This window comes from Lactiplantibacillus pingfangensis (assembly GCF_005404945.1).
In the GTDB taxonomy this organism is placed as follows: domain Bacteria; phylum Bacillota; class Bacilli; order Lactobacillales; family Lactobacillaceae; genus Lactiplantibacillus; species Lactiplantibacillus pingfangensis.
The window spans coordinates 72,078-89,358 of sequence record NZ_BJDG01000007.1 but is presented as its reverse complement, the minus strand read 5'-3'; the positions used below and the strand labels follow the sequence as shown (position 1 = coordinate 89,358).

11 protein-coding genes and 1 other annotated feature are annotated in these 17,281 nt (G+C 46.2%); of the genes, 4 read left to right on the top strand and 7 right to left on the bottom strand.

Annotation, left to right across the window (positions count from 1 at the left end):
• Nucleotides 1–87: 87 nt before the first annotated feature.
• Complete coding sequence (locus FFM74_RS04740; protein ID WP_137625487.1) at nt 88–1,083, bottom strand: tRNA dihydrouridine synthase; 996 nt, start codon at nt 1,081–1,083, stop codon at nt 88–90.
• A gap of 193 nt (nt 1,084–1,276) precedes the next feature.
• Between FFM74_RS04740 and FFM74_RS04735 the strand changes: the two genes are divergently transcribed.
• The gene (locus tag FFM74_RS04735; protein WP_137625486.1) at nt 1,277–1,621 is read left to right on the top strand and encodes a hypothetical protein; all 345 of its coding nucleotides are present in this window, start codon (nt 1,277–1,279) and stop codon (nt 1,619–1,621) included.
• A gap of 94 nt (nt 1,622–1,715) precedes the next feature.
• Here FFM74_RS04735 and trpS read toward each other — a convergent pair whose 3' ends face one another.
• The 3 genes from trpS to FFM74_RS04720 all read right to left on the bottom strand — a co-directional run bounded on the left by trpS (nt 1,716) and on the right by FFM74_RS04720 (nt 5,013).
• Nucleotides 1,716–2,732 carry a tryptophan--tRNA ligase gene (gene trpS, locus FFM74_RS04730; protein ID WP_137625485.1) on the bottom strand — a complete coding sequence of 339 codons (1,017 nt, stop codon included), beginning with the start codon at nt 2,730–2,732 and terminating at the stop codon, nt 1,716–1,718.
• Between the two features lie 317 nt (nt 2,733–3,049).
• Entirely contained in the window at nt 3,050–4,219 is a 1,170-nt protein-coding gene (locus FFM74_RS04725) for a pyridoxal phosphate-dependent aminotransferase (RefSeq protein ID WP_137625484.1), read from the bottom strand.
• Between the two features lie 14 nt (nt 4,220–4,233).
• On the bottom strand, nt 4,234–5,013 hold the full coding sequence (locus FFM74_RS04720; RefSeq protein WP_137625483.1) for a carbon-nitrogen family hydrolase: 780 nt from the start codon (nt 5,011–5,013) through the stop codon (nt 4,234–4,236).
• Nucleotides 5,014–5,216: 203 nt separating this feature from the next.
• Here FFM74_RS04720 and helD point away from each other — a divergent pair, with 203 nt between their 5' ends.
• Both helD and FFM74_RS04710 read left to right on the top strand, forming a co-directional pair.
• Entirely contained in the window at nt 5,217–7,526 is a 2,310-nt protein-coding gene (gene helD / locus FFM74_RS04715; protein ID WP_137625482.1) for an RNA polymerase recycling motor HelD, read from the top strand.
• 860 nt (nt 7,527–8,386) lie between these two features.
• Nucleotides 8,387–11,659, top strand: a complete 3,273-nt coding sequence (locus FFM74_RS04710) for an Ig-like domain-containing protein (protein WP_137625481.1) — start codon at nt 8,387–8,389, stop codon at nt 11,657–11,659.
• 541 nt (nt 11,660–12,200) lie between these two features.
• Here the strand turns inward: FFM74_RS04710 and FFM74_RS04705 are convergent.
• From FFM74_RS04705 to FFM74_RS04695, 3 genes are all read right to left on the bottom strand, one after another.
• Nucleotides 12,201–13,361, bottom strand: a complete 1,161-nt coding sequence (locus FFM74_RS04705) for a cation:proton antiporter (RefSeq protein ID WP_137625480.1) — start codon at nt 13,359–13,361, stop codon at nt 12,201–12,203.
• Nucleotides 13,362–13,407: 46 nt separating this feature from the next.
• Nucleotides 13,408–14,778 carry a branched-chain amino acid transport system II carrier protein gene (gene brnQ, locus FFM74_RS04700; protein ID WP_137625479.1) on the bottom strand — a complete coding sequence of 457 codons (1,371 nt, stop codon included), beginning with the start codon at nt 14,776–14,778 and terminating at the stop codon, nt 13,408–13,410.
• A 142-nt stretch (nt 14,779–14,920) separates the two neighbouring features.
• Nucleotides 14,921–15,183, bottom strand: a binding site (T-box leader).
• A 240-nt stretch (nt 15,184–15,423) separates the two neighbouring features.
• Nucleotides 15,424–16,236 (bottom strand): Cof-type HAD-IIB family hydrolase, encoded by an 813-nt coding sequence (locus FFM74_RS04695; protein WP_137625478.1) that lies wholly within the window; start codon nt 16,234–16,236, stop codon nt 15,424–15,426.
• A gap of 170 nt (nt 16,237–16,406) precedes the next feature.
• On the opposite strand from FFM74_RS04695, the gene FFM74_RS04690 reads away from it, so the two are divergent.
• The gene (locus FFM74_RS04690; RefSeq protein ID WP_137625477.1) at nt 16,407–17,279 is read left to right on the top strand and encodes an AraC family transcriptional regulator; all 873 of its coding nucleotides are present in this window, start codon (nt 16,407–16,409) and stop codon (nt 17,277–17,279) included.
• Nucleotides 17,280–17,281 lie beyond the last annotated feature (2 nt).

The following is a 17,281-nucleotide window of genomic DNA, read 5'->3' as shown; positions in this document are numbered from 1 at the left end:
AGAGCTACGGAAACCGAACGATTGAAAGCCCCAATCATCCGGCTTCCTAGGCTATGCTCGGTAGCAACCCGCCTTTTTTCCCACTCTTTAAGCTGTAAATGGTGAATCATTCAAAATTTTCCGAACCTCGTCCGTCGACTTAGCGTCCATCATGGCATTTCGTAATGCTGTTGCACCAAGTTCTGGGCGCGCATAAATTTTGAAAAAGCGTTTGAGTGATGGAAAGCGCGGCACATCGTAGCGCGTGGCGAAATCATCAAATAAATCCAGTTGAAACCGCAATAATTCTAATAACTCCGCTAACGAATGGGTCTGTGCTTGTGACTCAAACGCAAAAGGACTCGCAAAGACGCCACGGCCAATCATGATACCATCGAGGCCTGGATGCTTTTTTGCCAAGGCTAGGCCGGCTTGATAATCAGGAATATCGCCATTAACTTGTAACAAGGTATTCGGTGCCAGCTCGTCACGCAACTTAATCAGGTCATCAATCAGTTCAAGATGAGCGGGTACCTTACTCATTTCTTGTTTCGTTCTTAAATGGACGGTCAAAACGTCAACGTCTTGTCGTAACAAGGTTGGCAACCACTCGCGAAACTCGTCCAATTTGCTATAACCAAGTCGCGTCTTGACACTTACGGCAAGTCCCGCCGTTTTAGCAGCCGCAATCGTATCAATCGCCCATTGCGGGTGACGAATTAAATCACTGCCACCATGATTTTTGATGACCGTGCTATCCGGGCAGCCCATGTTGAGATCAATAGCTTCAAACCCTTTGGCTTTTAAAGATGCAGCGGCCGTCACAAAATCCAGTGCTTCGTTGCCCCAAAGTTGTACGACTGGCATCTTGGCTTCCGCCGGTGAGACGTACAACCGGCCGTGCACCGGGAACTTAGTGTTTGGATTAGTAATTCCCTTTGCATAGACAAACTCAGTGAAGAACGTATCCGGGGCGGCTGCACGAGCCACAACTTGTCGAAAAACGGTATTACTGACAGCTTCCATCGGCGCCATTGTAAAGAATGGCCGTTGTTCGGTCTTGGCTTTAGCTGCAATCTCAGTCCAAAATGTTGATTCTGTCACGTTTAAACGCTCCTTTTTCCGATTATAATTGTGATTAAGTTTATCATTAATTATCACTTGCTGCATGGCTCAAACTTATCAGCGCACTCTTGAATTGTTCATTAGACGGATGTACACTTCAAATAGAATGGCCCGCTGAAGCTTGGAGACTTCTTGGGCTGATCACAAAACATGGTTTATCGGGGGGGAAAACATGACAACACAACGACAAGAACTCATCACCTTAATCAATACCGCTTACCAAAATGTCCAAACAGCGAAGTTTACAGCCGTTCGCGCACAATTGGGCCAATTTTCAAAAGACTTGTCTGCTGGTGAAGATGAGATCAAGATTATGCTTGGCATACGCAACACACTGTTGCAGGCAGATTTATCTTTGACACTCAAAAACCGAATTGCTGGTTTACCAGTTGAGTATCAAGTCCTTTTTGAGACGATCGACCCAGCACTCAAAAAGATTGACTCTCAAGTCATCGATCGTTATACCCATTACGGTTTCGTGCCATTAAAATTCGGTAGTACCGTTAAATATCCGTAGCGTCAATGTACTTTTATCAACTAAAAAATGACCAATTTGTCAAGACATGATTGTCTGAACAATTGGTCATTTTCAGTTAACTCACAAGCTAATTTTAATCGAAATAGTTGATCCCAATCGCGGCTTGCATTTCGCGCCAAGTTTGGTCAGCGACGACATTCGCTTTGGCCGTCCCGGCCTTCAAAATCGCCATGACTTGGGCTGGATCAGCTTCATAAATCGCCCGACGTTCGCGAATTGGACTGAGGACGCCATCCAACACATCAATTAAGTAACGTTTGATTTTAACGTCACCTAAACCACCATGTTGGTATTGGGCCTTCAAGTCAGCAATTTTAGCCGTATCTTCGCCAAAAATGTCTAAATAAGTAAAGACCGTGTTGCCTTCAATTTTACCCGGATCTTCGACATGAATGTGGTCTGGATCGGTATACATCGACATTACTTTCTTCTGCACCGTATCCGCATCGTCAGCTAAATAGATAGCATTACCGAGTGACTTACTCATTTTGGCATTGCCGTCCAACCCAGGAATCCGGCCTAAGCCTTTTGGTGGGAAATAGCCTTCTGGTTCAACCAACACATCTTGTTGATAAGTCCGGTTGAAACTCCGCACGATTTCACGGGTTTGTTCCAACATTGGTTCTTGATCATCACCAACTGGAACCGTTGTCGCCTTAAACGCCGTAATATCCGCCGCTTGGCTCACAGGATAAACAAAAAACCCGGCTGGCACACTTTCACCAAAAGCTTTTTGCTTAATTTCTGTCTTAACGGTTGGATTCCGGTTCAAACGCGCCACAGTGACCAAGTTCAAAAATTGATTCATCATATCGGTTAACGCAGGAATTTGTGATTGCACTAAGATCGTCGATTTTTCTGGATCAATCCCCACTGCCAAATAGTCCATGGCCACTTGTAATAAACTCTTACGAATCTTTTCTGGATCATGAGCGTTATCCGTCAAGGCTTGGTTATCCGCAATCATAATATAAGACTCGTAGTCGCCCGTATTTTGTAACGCCACGCGATTACGCAATGAGCCCACATAATGCCCAATGTGTAATTGTCCGGTTGGCCGATCACCTGTTAATAATACTTTTTTTGTCATGTTAAACATCCTTTCAAATTTAACGTTTTCACCGATTCAAACCATCTCTAAAGCCAATTGAGTCAAAAAAAGCGCCCCATTGACTCTAATAGTCAATTAGGACGCATTACCGTGGTACCACCTAAATTGCAAGAACATTTTCTTGCCACTCATTCTGCCGATAAGGGTGGGTTCCCGGTTCGCACCGAATCTCCAAAAAGCCAATTCATTAGTCCGTCCTAGCTTTCAGCCATCGCTAGGTCTCTGTCAGTGGACGCCTTACTTTTCTTTTCTTCAACGATTAATTATGTTCAGTGTAAGCGTTACGCGCGCCACTGTCAAAACAAATTCAAGGCACCGACACGTTCAACCGCTTCGACTAACCGTTCCTCAGAAACAAGCAAGCCAATCCGAACGTAACCTTCACCGTGCGCGCCAAAACCGTTACATGGCCCCACAGCGACACTCGCCTGATCTAACAGTAAATTGGCAAATTGTTCACTCGTATAGCCAGCTGGCACCTTCATTAGCGTGTAAAAAGTCCCACCCGGTCGATAGGCTGGCCAATTAATCTTGGCCGCAGCAGCTAATAACGCATTACGACGGGATTCATAGCGATCACTAATCGCTTGTGCCGCACTCTGATCACTTTGAAGGGCAGCCATCCCAGCGCGTTGAACTGCCGGAAAGACGCTCACAAATAAGTGATCTTGAATCAGATTAATCGCTTCGATCATGTCGGCGTTACCGGCTGCAAAACCTAAGCGCCAACCAGCCATATTATACGTTTTTGAGAATGAATAAAACTCGATACCAACGTCTTTCGCCCCAGCACGCTGTAGGAAACTGACCGGCCGCTGCCCATCAAACCCAATCGCGCCATAGGCAAAGTCACTGACTACCCCAATATGATGTTGCTGCGCAAAGGCGACCGTTTGATCATAAAATTCCGGCGTCGCTACGGCACCAGTCGGATTATTCGGATAATTGAGATACATTAACTTGGCAGCTGCGGCCACCGCCGGATCAAAGCTTGCATAGTCTGGCAAGAAATTATTTGCTTCTAATAATGGATAGGTTGCCAACTTAACTTGGGCTAAGGCGACGCCTGAAAAGTAGTCGGGATAACCCGGATCAGGCATTAAAATCGTTTCACCAGGATTCATCAAGGCAAACGGCAATTCTACTAGCCCAATTTTAGTGCCTCCTAAAACGGCAATCTCTTTTTCGGGGTCTAATTTGACGCCGTATTCACGCTCATAAAAATCGGCACAGGCTTGTTTAAACGCCGGCTGACCACGAAATTGGGCATATTTATGAGTCGCCGGATCTTGGGCGGCTTCCGCCAGTGCTTTCACAACAAAGGCGGGCGTTGGCTGATCGGGATTCCCCTGACCAACGTTAATCACATCCGCGCCACTCGCGACTTTCGCATTGACACGTTGCACTAAACTGGCAAAAAATTGCTTAGGTAATTGTTGCATGACTTTTGATTCTGGAAAATTCATGACCCCACCACTTTCTATTGATACAATTCTGGACGACGATCAGCAAATACCGGCATGCTGCCACGAACTTGCTGCACTTGCGCTAAGTTTAATTTGGCCGTCATAATTTGCGGATGATCATCCGCCGAAGCTAGCACTTGTCCGAGTGGATCAATGACTAGCGACTGCCCGCCAAACTCATTGTCCGGATCACTGCCCACGCGATTAACAGCCACGACGAACGCTTGATTTTCAATCGCCCGTGCCTGCAACAAAAGCCGCCATTGTGGCAACCGCACCGTCGGCCACTCGGCACTCACAAAAATCACTTGTGGTCCCTGAGCCGCTTGCGTCCGCAACCATTCTGGAAAACGGATGTCGTAACAAATGACGCCCATGGCTGGAACAGCATCCAGCGAAAAAACATTCTCCGTTTGTCCCGCCGTAATATAGCGATCTTCAGCCATTAAGCCAAAACGGTGAACTTTATCATAGCGACTTAACAACTGGCCATGGCGATTGAGCACTAACATTTCATTATAGTAGGCGCCATCCCGTTCCACTGCGACTGAACCACCAACAATATTAACGTGAAATTGCTGGGCTAACCGCGCTAACAATTTCTGGGTTCGTGCCCCGTTCAAATCAGCTAGTGCCGCCAGCCGTGTGAGGGCATAGCCGGTATTCCACATTTCTGGCAAGACAATCACATCGACGGCCTGTTCCGCGGCCCGCGTAATCGCCGTCTCAATCTGACGATAATTTTCATCAGGGTTCCCAAACTGAATATCTAATTGCGCTAACGCGACTTGCATTTTTTCACAAGCTTTCTATTGAAGTGATTTCCACTCTAAATAATTAGAATTATTAAAATCATCTTAGAATAAACTGATAACAGTTGCAAGGGCTGGCGCCTTTAATTGTGACCATTACAGGCGCTTTAATTGACAGTCACCGGAAATCCGCCTAAACTTGTTCAAGCGATTTACCCGAACTAAAGATTGGAGGCTTTCTGATAGTGACAACATCAAAACAGGAACAACAGCAAGAACAGCAACGTGTGGACGCAGTCATTAAGCAGGTTAAAGCCCGCGCTAAGGCTGCTGACCGCTTAGTTGAAAAAGCCCATCTTGAAACCGATATTATTCAAAAAAATTATGGTGATAACAACTCTGTCAATACATTTGAAGTCGATGACCGGATTGAAACCAACGCCGAGTTGCAACAACAAAAGCAAATGGTCGAACGGGCCGTTGAATCTGAGGCAATTTTAAACCGCCAAGTTGGCGTCCTGAAAGACCTGAGCAATTCGCCATATTTCGGCCGAATTGACATTCAAGATAGCCCCGACGAAACCCCGGAAAAGCTCTACATCGGGACCGCCTCATTCGTTGACCAAGACCAGAACTTCTTAGTTTACGATTGGCGCGCCCCAATCTCATCCGTTTACTATAATGGGACCTTAGGTGAAGTTCACTACCAAACGCCGGCCGGTGAACAGACGACCGAACTGCAAAAAAAGCGCCAGTTTCAAATTGATCATGGCGAAATTAAAAATATGTTCGACACGAATGAAACCGTTGGCGATGAAATTTTGCAAAGCGTCCTTGGCGAACAAAACGACGCCTATATGCAAAACATCGTCGCGACAATTCAAAAGGAACAAAATGATATTATTCGCGATACTTACAGTGACTTACTCGTCGTTCAAGGCGTCGCCGGTTCTGGCAAAACTTCCGCCATCTTACAACGGATTGCCTTTTTGCTTTACCATTCTCGGGCCTCACTAGAAGCCGATCAAATGGTACTTTTTTCACCGAACCGCCTCTTTAGTCACTATATTTCGGAAGTGCTCCCGAGTTTAGGTGAACGTAATATGCGTCAAGTCACTTTGGCAGAATTTCTTAGTGCCCGTTTTCAAGGGCTGACCGTGGAAAGTTTATTTGAACGTTACGAAAATGACCGTCAAACGACGACCAATGTGCCCGCCATTCGCCAGTTTCAAGAAAGTGCTGACTTCATGCAGCAAGTGGACGCCTATTGTCATCAGCTAACTGCCGATCAATTACGTTTCACAAATATTGTCTTCAATGGTGAAGTCTTCTTTTCACGCGCCGAAATCACTAAAATCGCCACAGAATTGCCCGCAGCGATGCAGCCGGCCGACCGCTTCTTAAGTCTTAAAAACACGTTAATCAAACGGCTCAAGCACCGTATTGATCATGAAGCCCAAGCTGATTGGGTTAATGACATCATCGACCAATTAAACGATGAAGATTATCACGACTGGCTTGGTGACAAACGCCGCGGGGACTTTCAGTCATTAGATGATGAAGTCTTCTACATCGGCAAACAAATCGTAACCAAACGGCTGCGCCAAGTTTACGACGCGATTTATAATGGTTACTTTTTAGATACTTATGAACAATATAATGATTTTCTGAGTCAAGTCGTCCAACCAGCCGCGATAACTGCAGCGCAATGGCAAAATCGGCTAAAGCAGTTTCGGACCGGAATCGAGTATCATCGAATTGCCTTATTAGATTGTGCCCCCCTGCTATTACTGCGAGATATTTTAACTGGTAGCGGTCAAAATCGACGGATGCAATATATTTTTGTCGATGAAATGCAAGACTATTCCTTAGCCCAGTTGCTTTACATTAAGCATGCGTTTCCGCTAGCAAAATTCACGCTCTTGGGTGATGCCGAACAGGCGCTGTTTAAAGATATCGAGCTGCCGCAACAATTATTGGCTCGGTTACGTGATGCTTTTAATGTCCGGCGGGCCAATCTGATTACACTGAACAAGAGCTATCGTTCGACCTTGCAGATCACAAACTTCGCCAAAGCCTTATTACCAGATGGCGAGCAAATTCAAGCCTTCACGCGTGAAGGTGCGTTGCCTAAAGTCATGATTCGCTATGGGGAAACCAACGCCTTGAAAGGTCTGTTAACTGAACTTAACCGTCAATTAGCAAATACGAAAACCGTCGCTGTTTTAACTAAAGACTTAGTTGAAAGCAAGCAAGTTTATCAGTATTTGAAACACTACACGATTGCCACTTTGATGACTGACAACGATCGCACCATGCCACAAGGCGTCATTGTCATGCCGATTTACTTAGCGAAAGGCTTAGAATTTGATGCCGTCATCGCTTACGATGTTTCGGCCAAGAACTACCCTGATGAAGCTTCCGTCGGGCTACTCTACACGATCGCTTCTCGCGCTATGCACCACTTAACCTTGCTGAGCGTGGATGACGTTTCGCCACTAATTGCTCATTTAGATCCAACCTTATTTACGATTGAACACCAAGTTCGGGTTTAGCTTTGCCTCTAAAGGTTGCAAGCACAAAAAGGCTCATGAACCGGATTATATCAACAACGGTCGGTCTTAAACTAGACCGCTCCGTCAGTCAGAAACGTTGTGCCATGGTGGGACAGTCCCAGCCAAAGATCGGTCTGGGATTTCGATTCAAAGCCGATAACCCACGTCTTTGAATCGCCCGTAAGATTAGGCGGCCAAGAACACCGGCCAATCTTACCGACACGGCACAACGTTTCTGTCTATCTCCGCTAAGCTTAATGACTGAAGGTTGGGACTGATCACATCGGTCGTGATGGTGGCGTTAATCCGTTGATTTTGCCGATTTACACCACGAACGGTCCGGGACACTTTCGCTTTTTGAAAGCGTTCCGGGCGAGGTCCAAGACGTTCTTGGCTTGGACCGGTCCCACGACCGCATGTTATCAGTCCCAACCGGAAGTAAAATCTGTATTGCTAATTACAGCGCTTGCTCATAAATTTTGAATTTCAACCTTGAGTTTAAACTAACGATCACCGCTAATCCTGCCATTGGCAGCCCTTAGCGGTGATTTTTTGCGCAGCTGTTTAAGTTGTCCATATCGCTTGAATTAGCACTCATTTTGTCATATTAATTTCAAAATTATTTTTCAACAAACTATTTAACTCCCACCTAACCTAATCATCTCCGAGGCGTTTTATTTCGGCTACTTTGTCATTAAATTATTAATTAAAACTGATTCATAGCGCGGTTTACACCAGTTTGTATGGTTAACGAATAATTAGTTTCAGTAAACGTTCCCTGACCAACCATGGTAACTTTTGACTATCAAGTGGGATTGCCCAACTTGATAAAATGGTTCTTTGAAATGGAGGAATAAACGATGCGTAAATTTTGGCGCTTTTTCTTACTCGCAGTGACTGGTCTGGCTTTAATGGCATTTGGCCCACCAATTATTGGGCAGGCCAAAGAGGCGCCGTCGACTGGCTTAGATGTCAATAGTGCCATCATCAAGAATTCAAAAGGAAAAGTCATTTCGCATGATGTGCAATTACCCGCTGGCGACTATACCGTCAACTATAATTGGCAGATTCCAAATGGCGCTAGCGTTCAAGCCGGTGATACTCTAACCTTCACGTTACCGCCTAACATCCATACCCTTGAAGACGATGATTTTACCTCATACACCGCATCCGGGGCAGCGGTTGGGACAGTTCATGTAGGTAAAGGCAGTTCAACAGGTGCCATAACTTTGAACAGCTATATGCAAACACACACGAGAAATCGGCGTGGCTGGATTAGAATTGACGTTACCGTCCCTGCCGAACCTACTGGCCCGATCTCAATGGATAAGGCTGCCAGTTGGGTTGATCCTGAAAATCCAACCGTCATCAACTGGCAACTAACTGTCCATCCTGATGGCAATACACTGACAAATCCAGTCATTAAGGATACCTTTAGCCGTAATCAAACTTACGTTGCTGGCAGTGTTAAAGCCAGTGATGGCAACGGCCAAAGCTACCCAGTGACTGCCACGAGTAGTCTATTATCAAATGCGATGACCTTTAGGTTAAGTGGGTCGTATACTTCCAACATTAGCTTGACCTACCAGACGAAAACCAAGTTGCCAACCGGTGCCGACACATTTAACAATACGGCGGTTTACAACGACGATGGCGGTCATCAAGCCACAGCCAATGCAGTTATTTCACGTGAAGATAATACGACTACTGAACCTGAAAACCCAGGTACTGAACAGCCCGGACAAAACGAACCCGTTACGATGTCCAAGTCTGTGAGCTGGGTCGACCCGCATGACCAAACTAAGCTAAACTGGTCAATCAAAGTCAATGACCAGGGTAACGAACTGGTCAATCCACTAATTGTCGACCAACTGAGTCCCAACCAAGCGTTTGTGCCTAACAGTGCCAAAATGGTTACTGGATTAGGTGACAAAGTGCCACTTGCGCTGAGTGTCAGCGGGAATAAACGGGTAATTGTTTTTAAAGCCATGGGCACCTATGCGACGAGTCTACATTTGACTTATCAGACAACCACCGCCACTACTAAAGGGACTGAGGAATTTTCCAATAATGCTGCTTTCAGTGATGACAATGACAATAAAGCAAACGCCACGGCTGAGATTGACCGTACGGCAGAACCGGAGGCACCAACCACCGAACCAATCACGATGAAGAAGTCGGTCGCTTGGGCCGATCCAGCTGACAAGACCAAACTAAATTGGGACTTGGCGGTTTCGGCCAATGGTAACGACTTAGTCAATCCAACCATCACCGATAAGCTTAGCAGTAATCAAAGTTTTGTCGCGGGTAGTGCTCATGCCGTTACGGCGGCCGGTGAAACCGTGCCTTTAAAAGCCACGGCCAGCGGCACTGAAATCGTCTTCCAGTTAACTGGAACGTATCAGTCGAACCTTAGACTGACGTATCAAACCACAACCGATGAAGTAGATACGGCGGCGACCTTTGACAATGTTGCCCTTTACGAGGACAAAAACGACAATCATGCTTCGGCTAACGCCTCAATTGATCGTGAAGCCATTGAGAAACCGATTTTTGATCCGATTGCCATGCAAAAGACAGCGGCTTGGAACGACCCAACTGATAAGACTAAAATCAATTGGGTCCTCACCGTCACCTCAAACGGCAATCGGTTGATAGATCCAGTCGTTACGGATCAGCTTAGTGACAATCAAGCCTATGTTCTTGACAGTATTCAAGTCAGTGATACGAAAGGTACTCTCCCAGTCACCGCAACGGTTAACGGCGCTAAAGTCACTTTTAACATCACCGGCGAAACGACTGATGACTTAAAATTGACTTATCAAACAACGACGAACGCCGCAACTGGGAATGAGACGTTTGACAATGCCGCAGTCTATGATGACCAAAACAACAATCACGCTGAAGCCAACACTAGCATTGACCGTGAAGCGCCGCCCGTGGAACCTGCTAAAGATCCCATCAGCCTGACCAAAACCGCGGCTTGGAGCGATCCAACTGATCACAGCAAGATCAATTGGCAACTTAAAGTCGTCGCAAATGGCAATACTTTGAAGAACCCCGTCGTTACGGATATTCTCAGCAATAACCAAACTTATCTTGCTGATAGTGCTAAAGCGGTAAATGACACCGAAGCTACGATTCCGATGGTCGTGACCGTCAATGGTAATACGCTCACCTTCCAATTCAGTGGCGACTTAGCCACCGACTTGATTCTGACCTATCAAACGACCACTAACGACCCAACTGGCGCCGCTACTTTTGACAACGCGGCTGTTGTCGATGATGACAACAATAACCATGCCGGTGGTAGCAGTTCAATTGATCGCGAAAACCCACCCGTTGTGCCCGCTAAGGACCCAATTAGCATGAGTAAAATCGCAGCTTGGCGTGATCCAGAAGATCATCAACAAATTAATTGGACATTAGCCATTAAAGCCAATGGGAATCAGTTGCTTAATCCAGTTATCACCGACCTTCTCAGTGATAATCAAACTTATATCGCTGAGAGTGCGCAAGCACTTGATGAAGATGGTAAGCGCTTACCACTGACAGTGAGTGTGACTGGCAATACTCTCACCTTTAAACTGGCTGGTGATTTTGAGACCAACATTACTTTGAGTTATCGGACTAAGACCAACTCGGCTACTGGTGCCGAAGTCTTCGACAATGCCGCGCTTTACACCGACGACAATGACAATAACGCTAGTGCCAGCACCGAAATTGATCGTCCCGATGATGACGTCGAAGAACCTGGCGAACCGGAAAATCCTAGTGTTACCGAACCTGAAACTCCCGGCGAACCGGAACCCGGAACTCCTGGAACAACTGAGCCTGGCAACCCTGGCATACCCGAACCTGAGAATCCTGGAATCACCGCACCGGTTAAACCCGGGCCAGCTGCCCCAGCTAAGCCAGCGCCAACGACGCCAGGAACCACCGCGCCAGCTAAACCTGGAACGACGGTTTCAACCGGTCAAAAGCCACTACCAACACCTTACAACCCAACACCGGGTCGTTTGCCACAAACCGATGAAGATCGGAATGCCAAGCTCGACACAGTTATTGGCAGTTTAGTCTTAGTTCTGGCTTTAGGCCTCGGTTACCTCGAGTTACGTCACCGAAAGATATAGTTTAGAAAGGCGGATTGCCCTATCGCAACCTTCACCCAGCACCAACTAATAACCTTTATTAGTTGGCACCAGCGACCCTAGTCATATCAGTCTTGTTTCATAATACTGATATAACTAGGGCCGTTTTTTCTAATAATGACGACAAAAAAACAACCAATCCCAGCTCGAAAGCTTTAAGGATTGGTTGTTTTAAATACGTGTTGAAAGTACAAACAAGATTGTAAACACTGTCCTGTCAGTAACGAATACGGTTAAATTAGAATCGTGGTGATTGCACCGTCTATACGTAATAGTACGGTTCCGCCTGTTTTCGCTAAGCCTAGTTAGCTGTTCATTAACTGTAGGTTGCCACTGATTGCATCAGGCGTGAAAGTCCCGTTTGATCGGCGATTTTTGCCGGTCTTACGGGACGGACGGTCCGGGACACTTGCGGGTTTTGCAAGGGTTTCGGGCGAGGGCCAAGACGTGCTTGGCTTGGTCCGGTCCCACGCCCGCATGTAATCAGTGGCAACCGGAAGTAACACCGTTTGCCGATTTATTATCAGGCTTCCACCGCAGGAGCCCGGTGAATTGCATCTTTCAAGACAAATGGGGCAATCATCGTCACTAGAATAATGACTAAGATAATATCCGAATAGTAATTACTTGATAACAGATGTGCCGAAAATCCAATCTGAGCCGTAATTAGCGCCATTTCGCCCCGAGAAATCATTCCCGCGCCCACTAAATAGTTACTATGGCGGCTGAAACCGTTCAATTTGGCGCCTAAACCGCAACCGATCAACTTCGTCAGCACCCCTAAGATCGTCATCACCACAACAAATGGTAGTGATTGCCAGAAACCGTCAAAAGTCATATTGAGACCAACGCTGACGAAGAAAATCGGAATAAAAATCGTATAACCAACCGGCTCAATACTGACGTCAACTTGATGTTGATAGTCGGTTTGCGCAATTGCGGTCCCGGCAAAGAAGGCCCCAATTGCGCCACTTAACCCGACCGTTTCGGCCAGCCAAGCCATTGCTAGACAAATAATCACCGACATAATCGTTGGACTGACGGCCATTAATAAATGGTTGCTCAAACTCATCAAGAACGGGGCAATCCAGCGTGTTAATAAGAAGACACCGACGAAAAATGCGAGTTGTTCTAATAAAACTAGCCCAAGGTTCATTTGACTGGTCCCAGTCCGATCACCCATCATTGAAATCATGATGCTCAATAAAATAACGCCAATAATATCATCCGCCACGGCAGCACCTAGAATCGTGGCACCTTCCTTAGTATCCAAAGCCTTGAACTCTTTTAACACTTCGACTGAAATCGACACGGAGGTCGCCGAAAAGATCACGCCGATAAATAACGACTCAAACCAGCTGAAATGGAACCAATAACTGGCGCCACCCATAATCAAAACTGGGAAAATGACCCCAATCACAGCAACAACGATGGCCGGTCGTAAATATTTTTTCAATAAGGCTAAATTGCTTTCCAACCCACCAATGAACATTAAGACGATCACACCCAAATCGGCGAACGTCTGAACTAAGTTGCCCAAACGCACAAAGTTGAAAATCGCTGGGCCTAAAATTACCCCCACCAGAATTTCACCAATTACGGCAGGAATCCCAAGTCGATGCGAAAAGTGCCCCGCTAGCGTCGTTGCTAATAATAAAATACATAATGTGCCTATAAAACTCATAATCGCCATCCTTCATTGCCACTTACTTCCATCATACACCTGATACTCAATTGACTTTGGCCGTTTTACCCGCCAGAACCCGTCGAATGGCAGCCCAACTCAGGCCAATCGCTAATCCAATCAATGCGGGTGCCACCCAATCCATCCCATATTTAGCAAATGGCAAGACTTTGTCATCCCAGGCCAGCAAGCTTTGAACCCAAGCTTGGCGCGTAATGATTGCTGGAGAAGCATTCAAAGCATCAAAGATGGCTGGAATTAAGGTCAAGGCGGTTGTCCAACGATAAACTAGGGGATCATGTTGGAATAATGGCGACGCAATCGACAGCATTATCAACGTAATGGCTAAGGGATAGAGGAACATTAGCATTGGCGTGGACCAAGCGATAATCTGGTCTAAGCCAATATTTGCAATTAAAAATGAGGCGCCACAAGCTAAACGATTCCATGTCCGATACGCAATTTTAGGAAACTTCGCATGCAAGGCTTCTGAAAACGACGACGTTAACCCGACCGAAGTCGTTAAACAAGTCAGCGTTGCCATAATTGCTAAAATAATTTCGCCAGGAATACCTAAAAATGCCTTGGCAATTTGTGAAAAAGCAATTCCACCATCTGTCGATAGTTTAAAGACCGTTAGCGAGGTGGCCCCGAGCCAAATCAAGCCAAGATAAATCAATGCTTCTAGGGAAATGCTTAGCAAACTGGATTTTGCGGCCGTTTTCGCGATTGCCGTCGGATTATGTTGACCCAAGCCCCGAATCGCATTAACCACGACGATCCCAAATAGTAACGCGGCCAAGGCATCCATCGTGTTGTAGCCTTGCAAGAAGCCATTCAAGAACGCCCCATGTTGATAAGCGGCCGTAATTTGGGCGGTGTGCGCCGTGCCTAATGGCCGTGTAAAAGCAACGCCAAAGATTAGCGCCAATAAAATCAGAAAGGCCGGATTTAACAGTTTACCGATTGAATCCATAATGCCAGAAGGCTTGCGTGACGCCCAATAAGTCAGCCCAAAGAAAATCAAGGAATACCCTGCCAAATATAACGGCGCCTGGCTAGCAGGAATATGACTCGCAATCCCAATTTGAAACGGTGTCGTAGCGGTCCGCGGCGTTGCAAATAGCGGTCCTAACGTTGCACAAGTTAAGATCATAAAACCGGTAGCATAGCGCTTGCCGATTGGCCGTGCTAAGTCATAAATGCCGCGACTACGGGTAACACTAATGGCAATAATTCCGAGTAATGGCAACAGCGTCCCAGTGAGTAAAAAGCCGGCACCAGCGCTTAACCAATGGCTGCCGGCAAGTTGCCCTAAATGAATGGGAAAAATCAAGTTGCCAGCGCCAAAAAACATCCCGAATAGCATGGAGCCAATAATTAAATAATGTTTGATTGATAGTTTTTCTGATTGCATAGGCAATTGCCTCCTTAAAGCTTAAGTGACATCAACTTTTACCTGACACACTCGGCTCAATCCACCATCGCTTGTCTTTAATCGCATTTTTTTGCCTCCCTAAACAACTAAAAAAAGCGTCCTCTGAAAACCAACTTGGTTTTCAGAGGACGCTTCCGCGCGGTACCACCTCAGATGACAACACGATTCAAGTGTTGCCCACTTATAACGTACGGCGATTGACCAAAAACTTTCACCGGTCTCAAGCGATACGCTGCACGATAATGGGTGCCCCCAGCTAACACTGACAATTGTTCGCATTAGCCGTTCACAGGTTACTTTCAAGACCGTTTTGAGATCGACTTACACCAAACGTCGACTCGCTAGACTCAATTCGGGCTTTACTCTCCTGATCATCACGATGTTTCTCATTTATTTTTAATATTTGCAATCATAAACTCATTTTGTGCTTTTGTCAAACTTTTTTCAGAAAATTACGCACAGTCTTGCCCGACTATCCACAACAACGGGACCAGCAATTAACAAACGAACCGGTTATCCACTGTGTATAACTTCTGAAAAAGGCTTATCCACAGATTTTAAGCGCAAAAAAAGTCTGGTTTTTACGCCAGACCCGTTTAACCATTTAAAACTAGTTCGCTGGTTTTAAATCAACGCTAATTTTTGAATAGCGTTGGCTAGGCCACCTTCATCGTTCGTCTCAGTGACATAATCAGCTTGAGCCTTGGCTTCATCGCTGCCGTTGCCCATTGAAACTGCAGCCCCGGCAAATTGGAACATCGGAATATCATTCTTTTCGTCACCCACGGCCATGATTTCGTCCGCATCCAATCCAAGTACCCCGGCCAATTCTTTCAACGCTTGGCCTTTATTGACAACTGGATTCATCAATTCCAAGAAATACTTGCCAGCCCGAACAATGTAGCAATCTTGACCAAACGTTTCTTCAACCAGCCCTTCGATTGGGTCCAACTGTTCTGGATTGCCAACGAAAAGGCCCTTGGTAATTTGGAAATCAGCGGGCAACTCATCCGGATCGCGAACGAGCAACCCGGCCTTATTTTCCCAAGCTTGAATCACCGTCACCCAATTAACATCCCGGTCAGCGGTGTAAATATTACTATTTTCATCTAGGACATTAAATGGCACCTGATGTTCTTGACCGAACGCCGTCATTTTACGATACAACACGTTATCTACTAAGTGCTTAGCAACAACCTTTCCAGTAACCGATTCCGTGACGGCCCCATTATAAGTAATCACATATTGGTCATCGCCAGCAATGTGCAGCGCATCCAAATAAGGTTGCACGCCAGCTAGCGGCCGACCGGTACAGAGCACCACCTTAATTCCTTGAGCTAGCGCCTTTTGGACGGCAGCTTTCGTACTCGCCAGCAGCTCGCCTTTTGAATCCAATAACGTATCATCAATATCTAGTGCAATTAATTTAATTGACATCATCAATAGTTCCTTTCACTCGCGAATACGGTTACAATTAGCATATGTCAGTTAACACAACTTGCAGGTTTCGCGGTCTTAATGTGTCTTAAATATAGCATAGCAGTCACGCTAACAAGGCCGAATCCTGAAACCAAGATGACTCATTTTTAACAATTTAGGTGATAATAGTGAAAATTCTTCATGAAACCGTACAGACGATTCCCCATCTGCCCTTTAAATATTATGAACATGATCCACTGACGACCATTGACGTCGCGCCCCATTGGCACCAAGGAATTGAACTAAACTACCTCGGTGGCGGCGATACGCTAAAGTTCGTCACTGATGGTCAAACAACTGAATTTCATCCCGGTGATATTTGGGCGGTAAACCGCCGGGTCGTCCACAGTGCGACTGGCCCAGATCAAGCCGCTTGGATTGAATTTGGTCTCATCATTGACGACGACTTTTTACAAACCCAACTGCCTTCCAGCACCCAATGGCAACTGACCTTAACGAGCGCCCAAGCGGAATTGAAAAATCCCACGGCATATGCGGACATCCGTAATCATCTCATCGCCATTCACGACTTATTGGCCGGGGGCGCAACCGATTTAGCGCGGCTCGAAATTTTGAGCCATTTTTATGCATTGATTGCTGAACTGGGGCGCTCTTTTACCGTACCGTTAGCCGCCAACGACGTTAATCCCAATCAAAATCTGACCGATGCGGTAATGGATTATATCAATCAAGCCTACGCGGAACCTATCAGTGGCACAACTTTGGCGGAGCGCTTTCACGTCTCATTAACGACACTCAATCAGCAGTTTAACGCGAACTTACAACTATCCGTCAATCGCTATTTGCGGCAAGTCCGCCTCTTGAATGCGCGGCGCTTGTTGTTAGAGACCGACCGTAAAATTGACTATATTGCCACCAGTTGCGGCTTTACCAATCGCAAGACGCTCAACCGTAACTTCAAAGCTTGGAAGGGCCTGACGCCGACTGATTACCGCCAAACGTTTGCCAAGTATCACAAAATTGATACCAGTTGCCTCTAAAA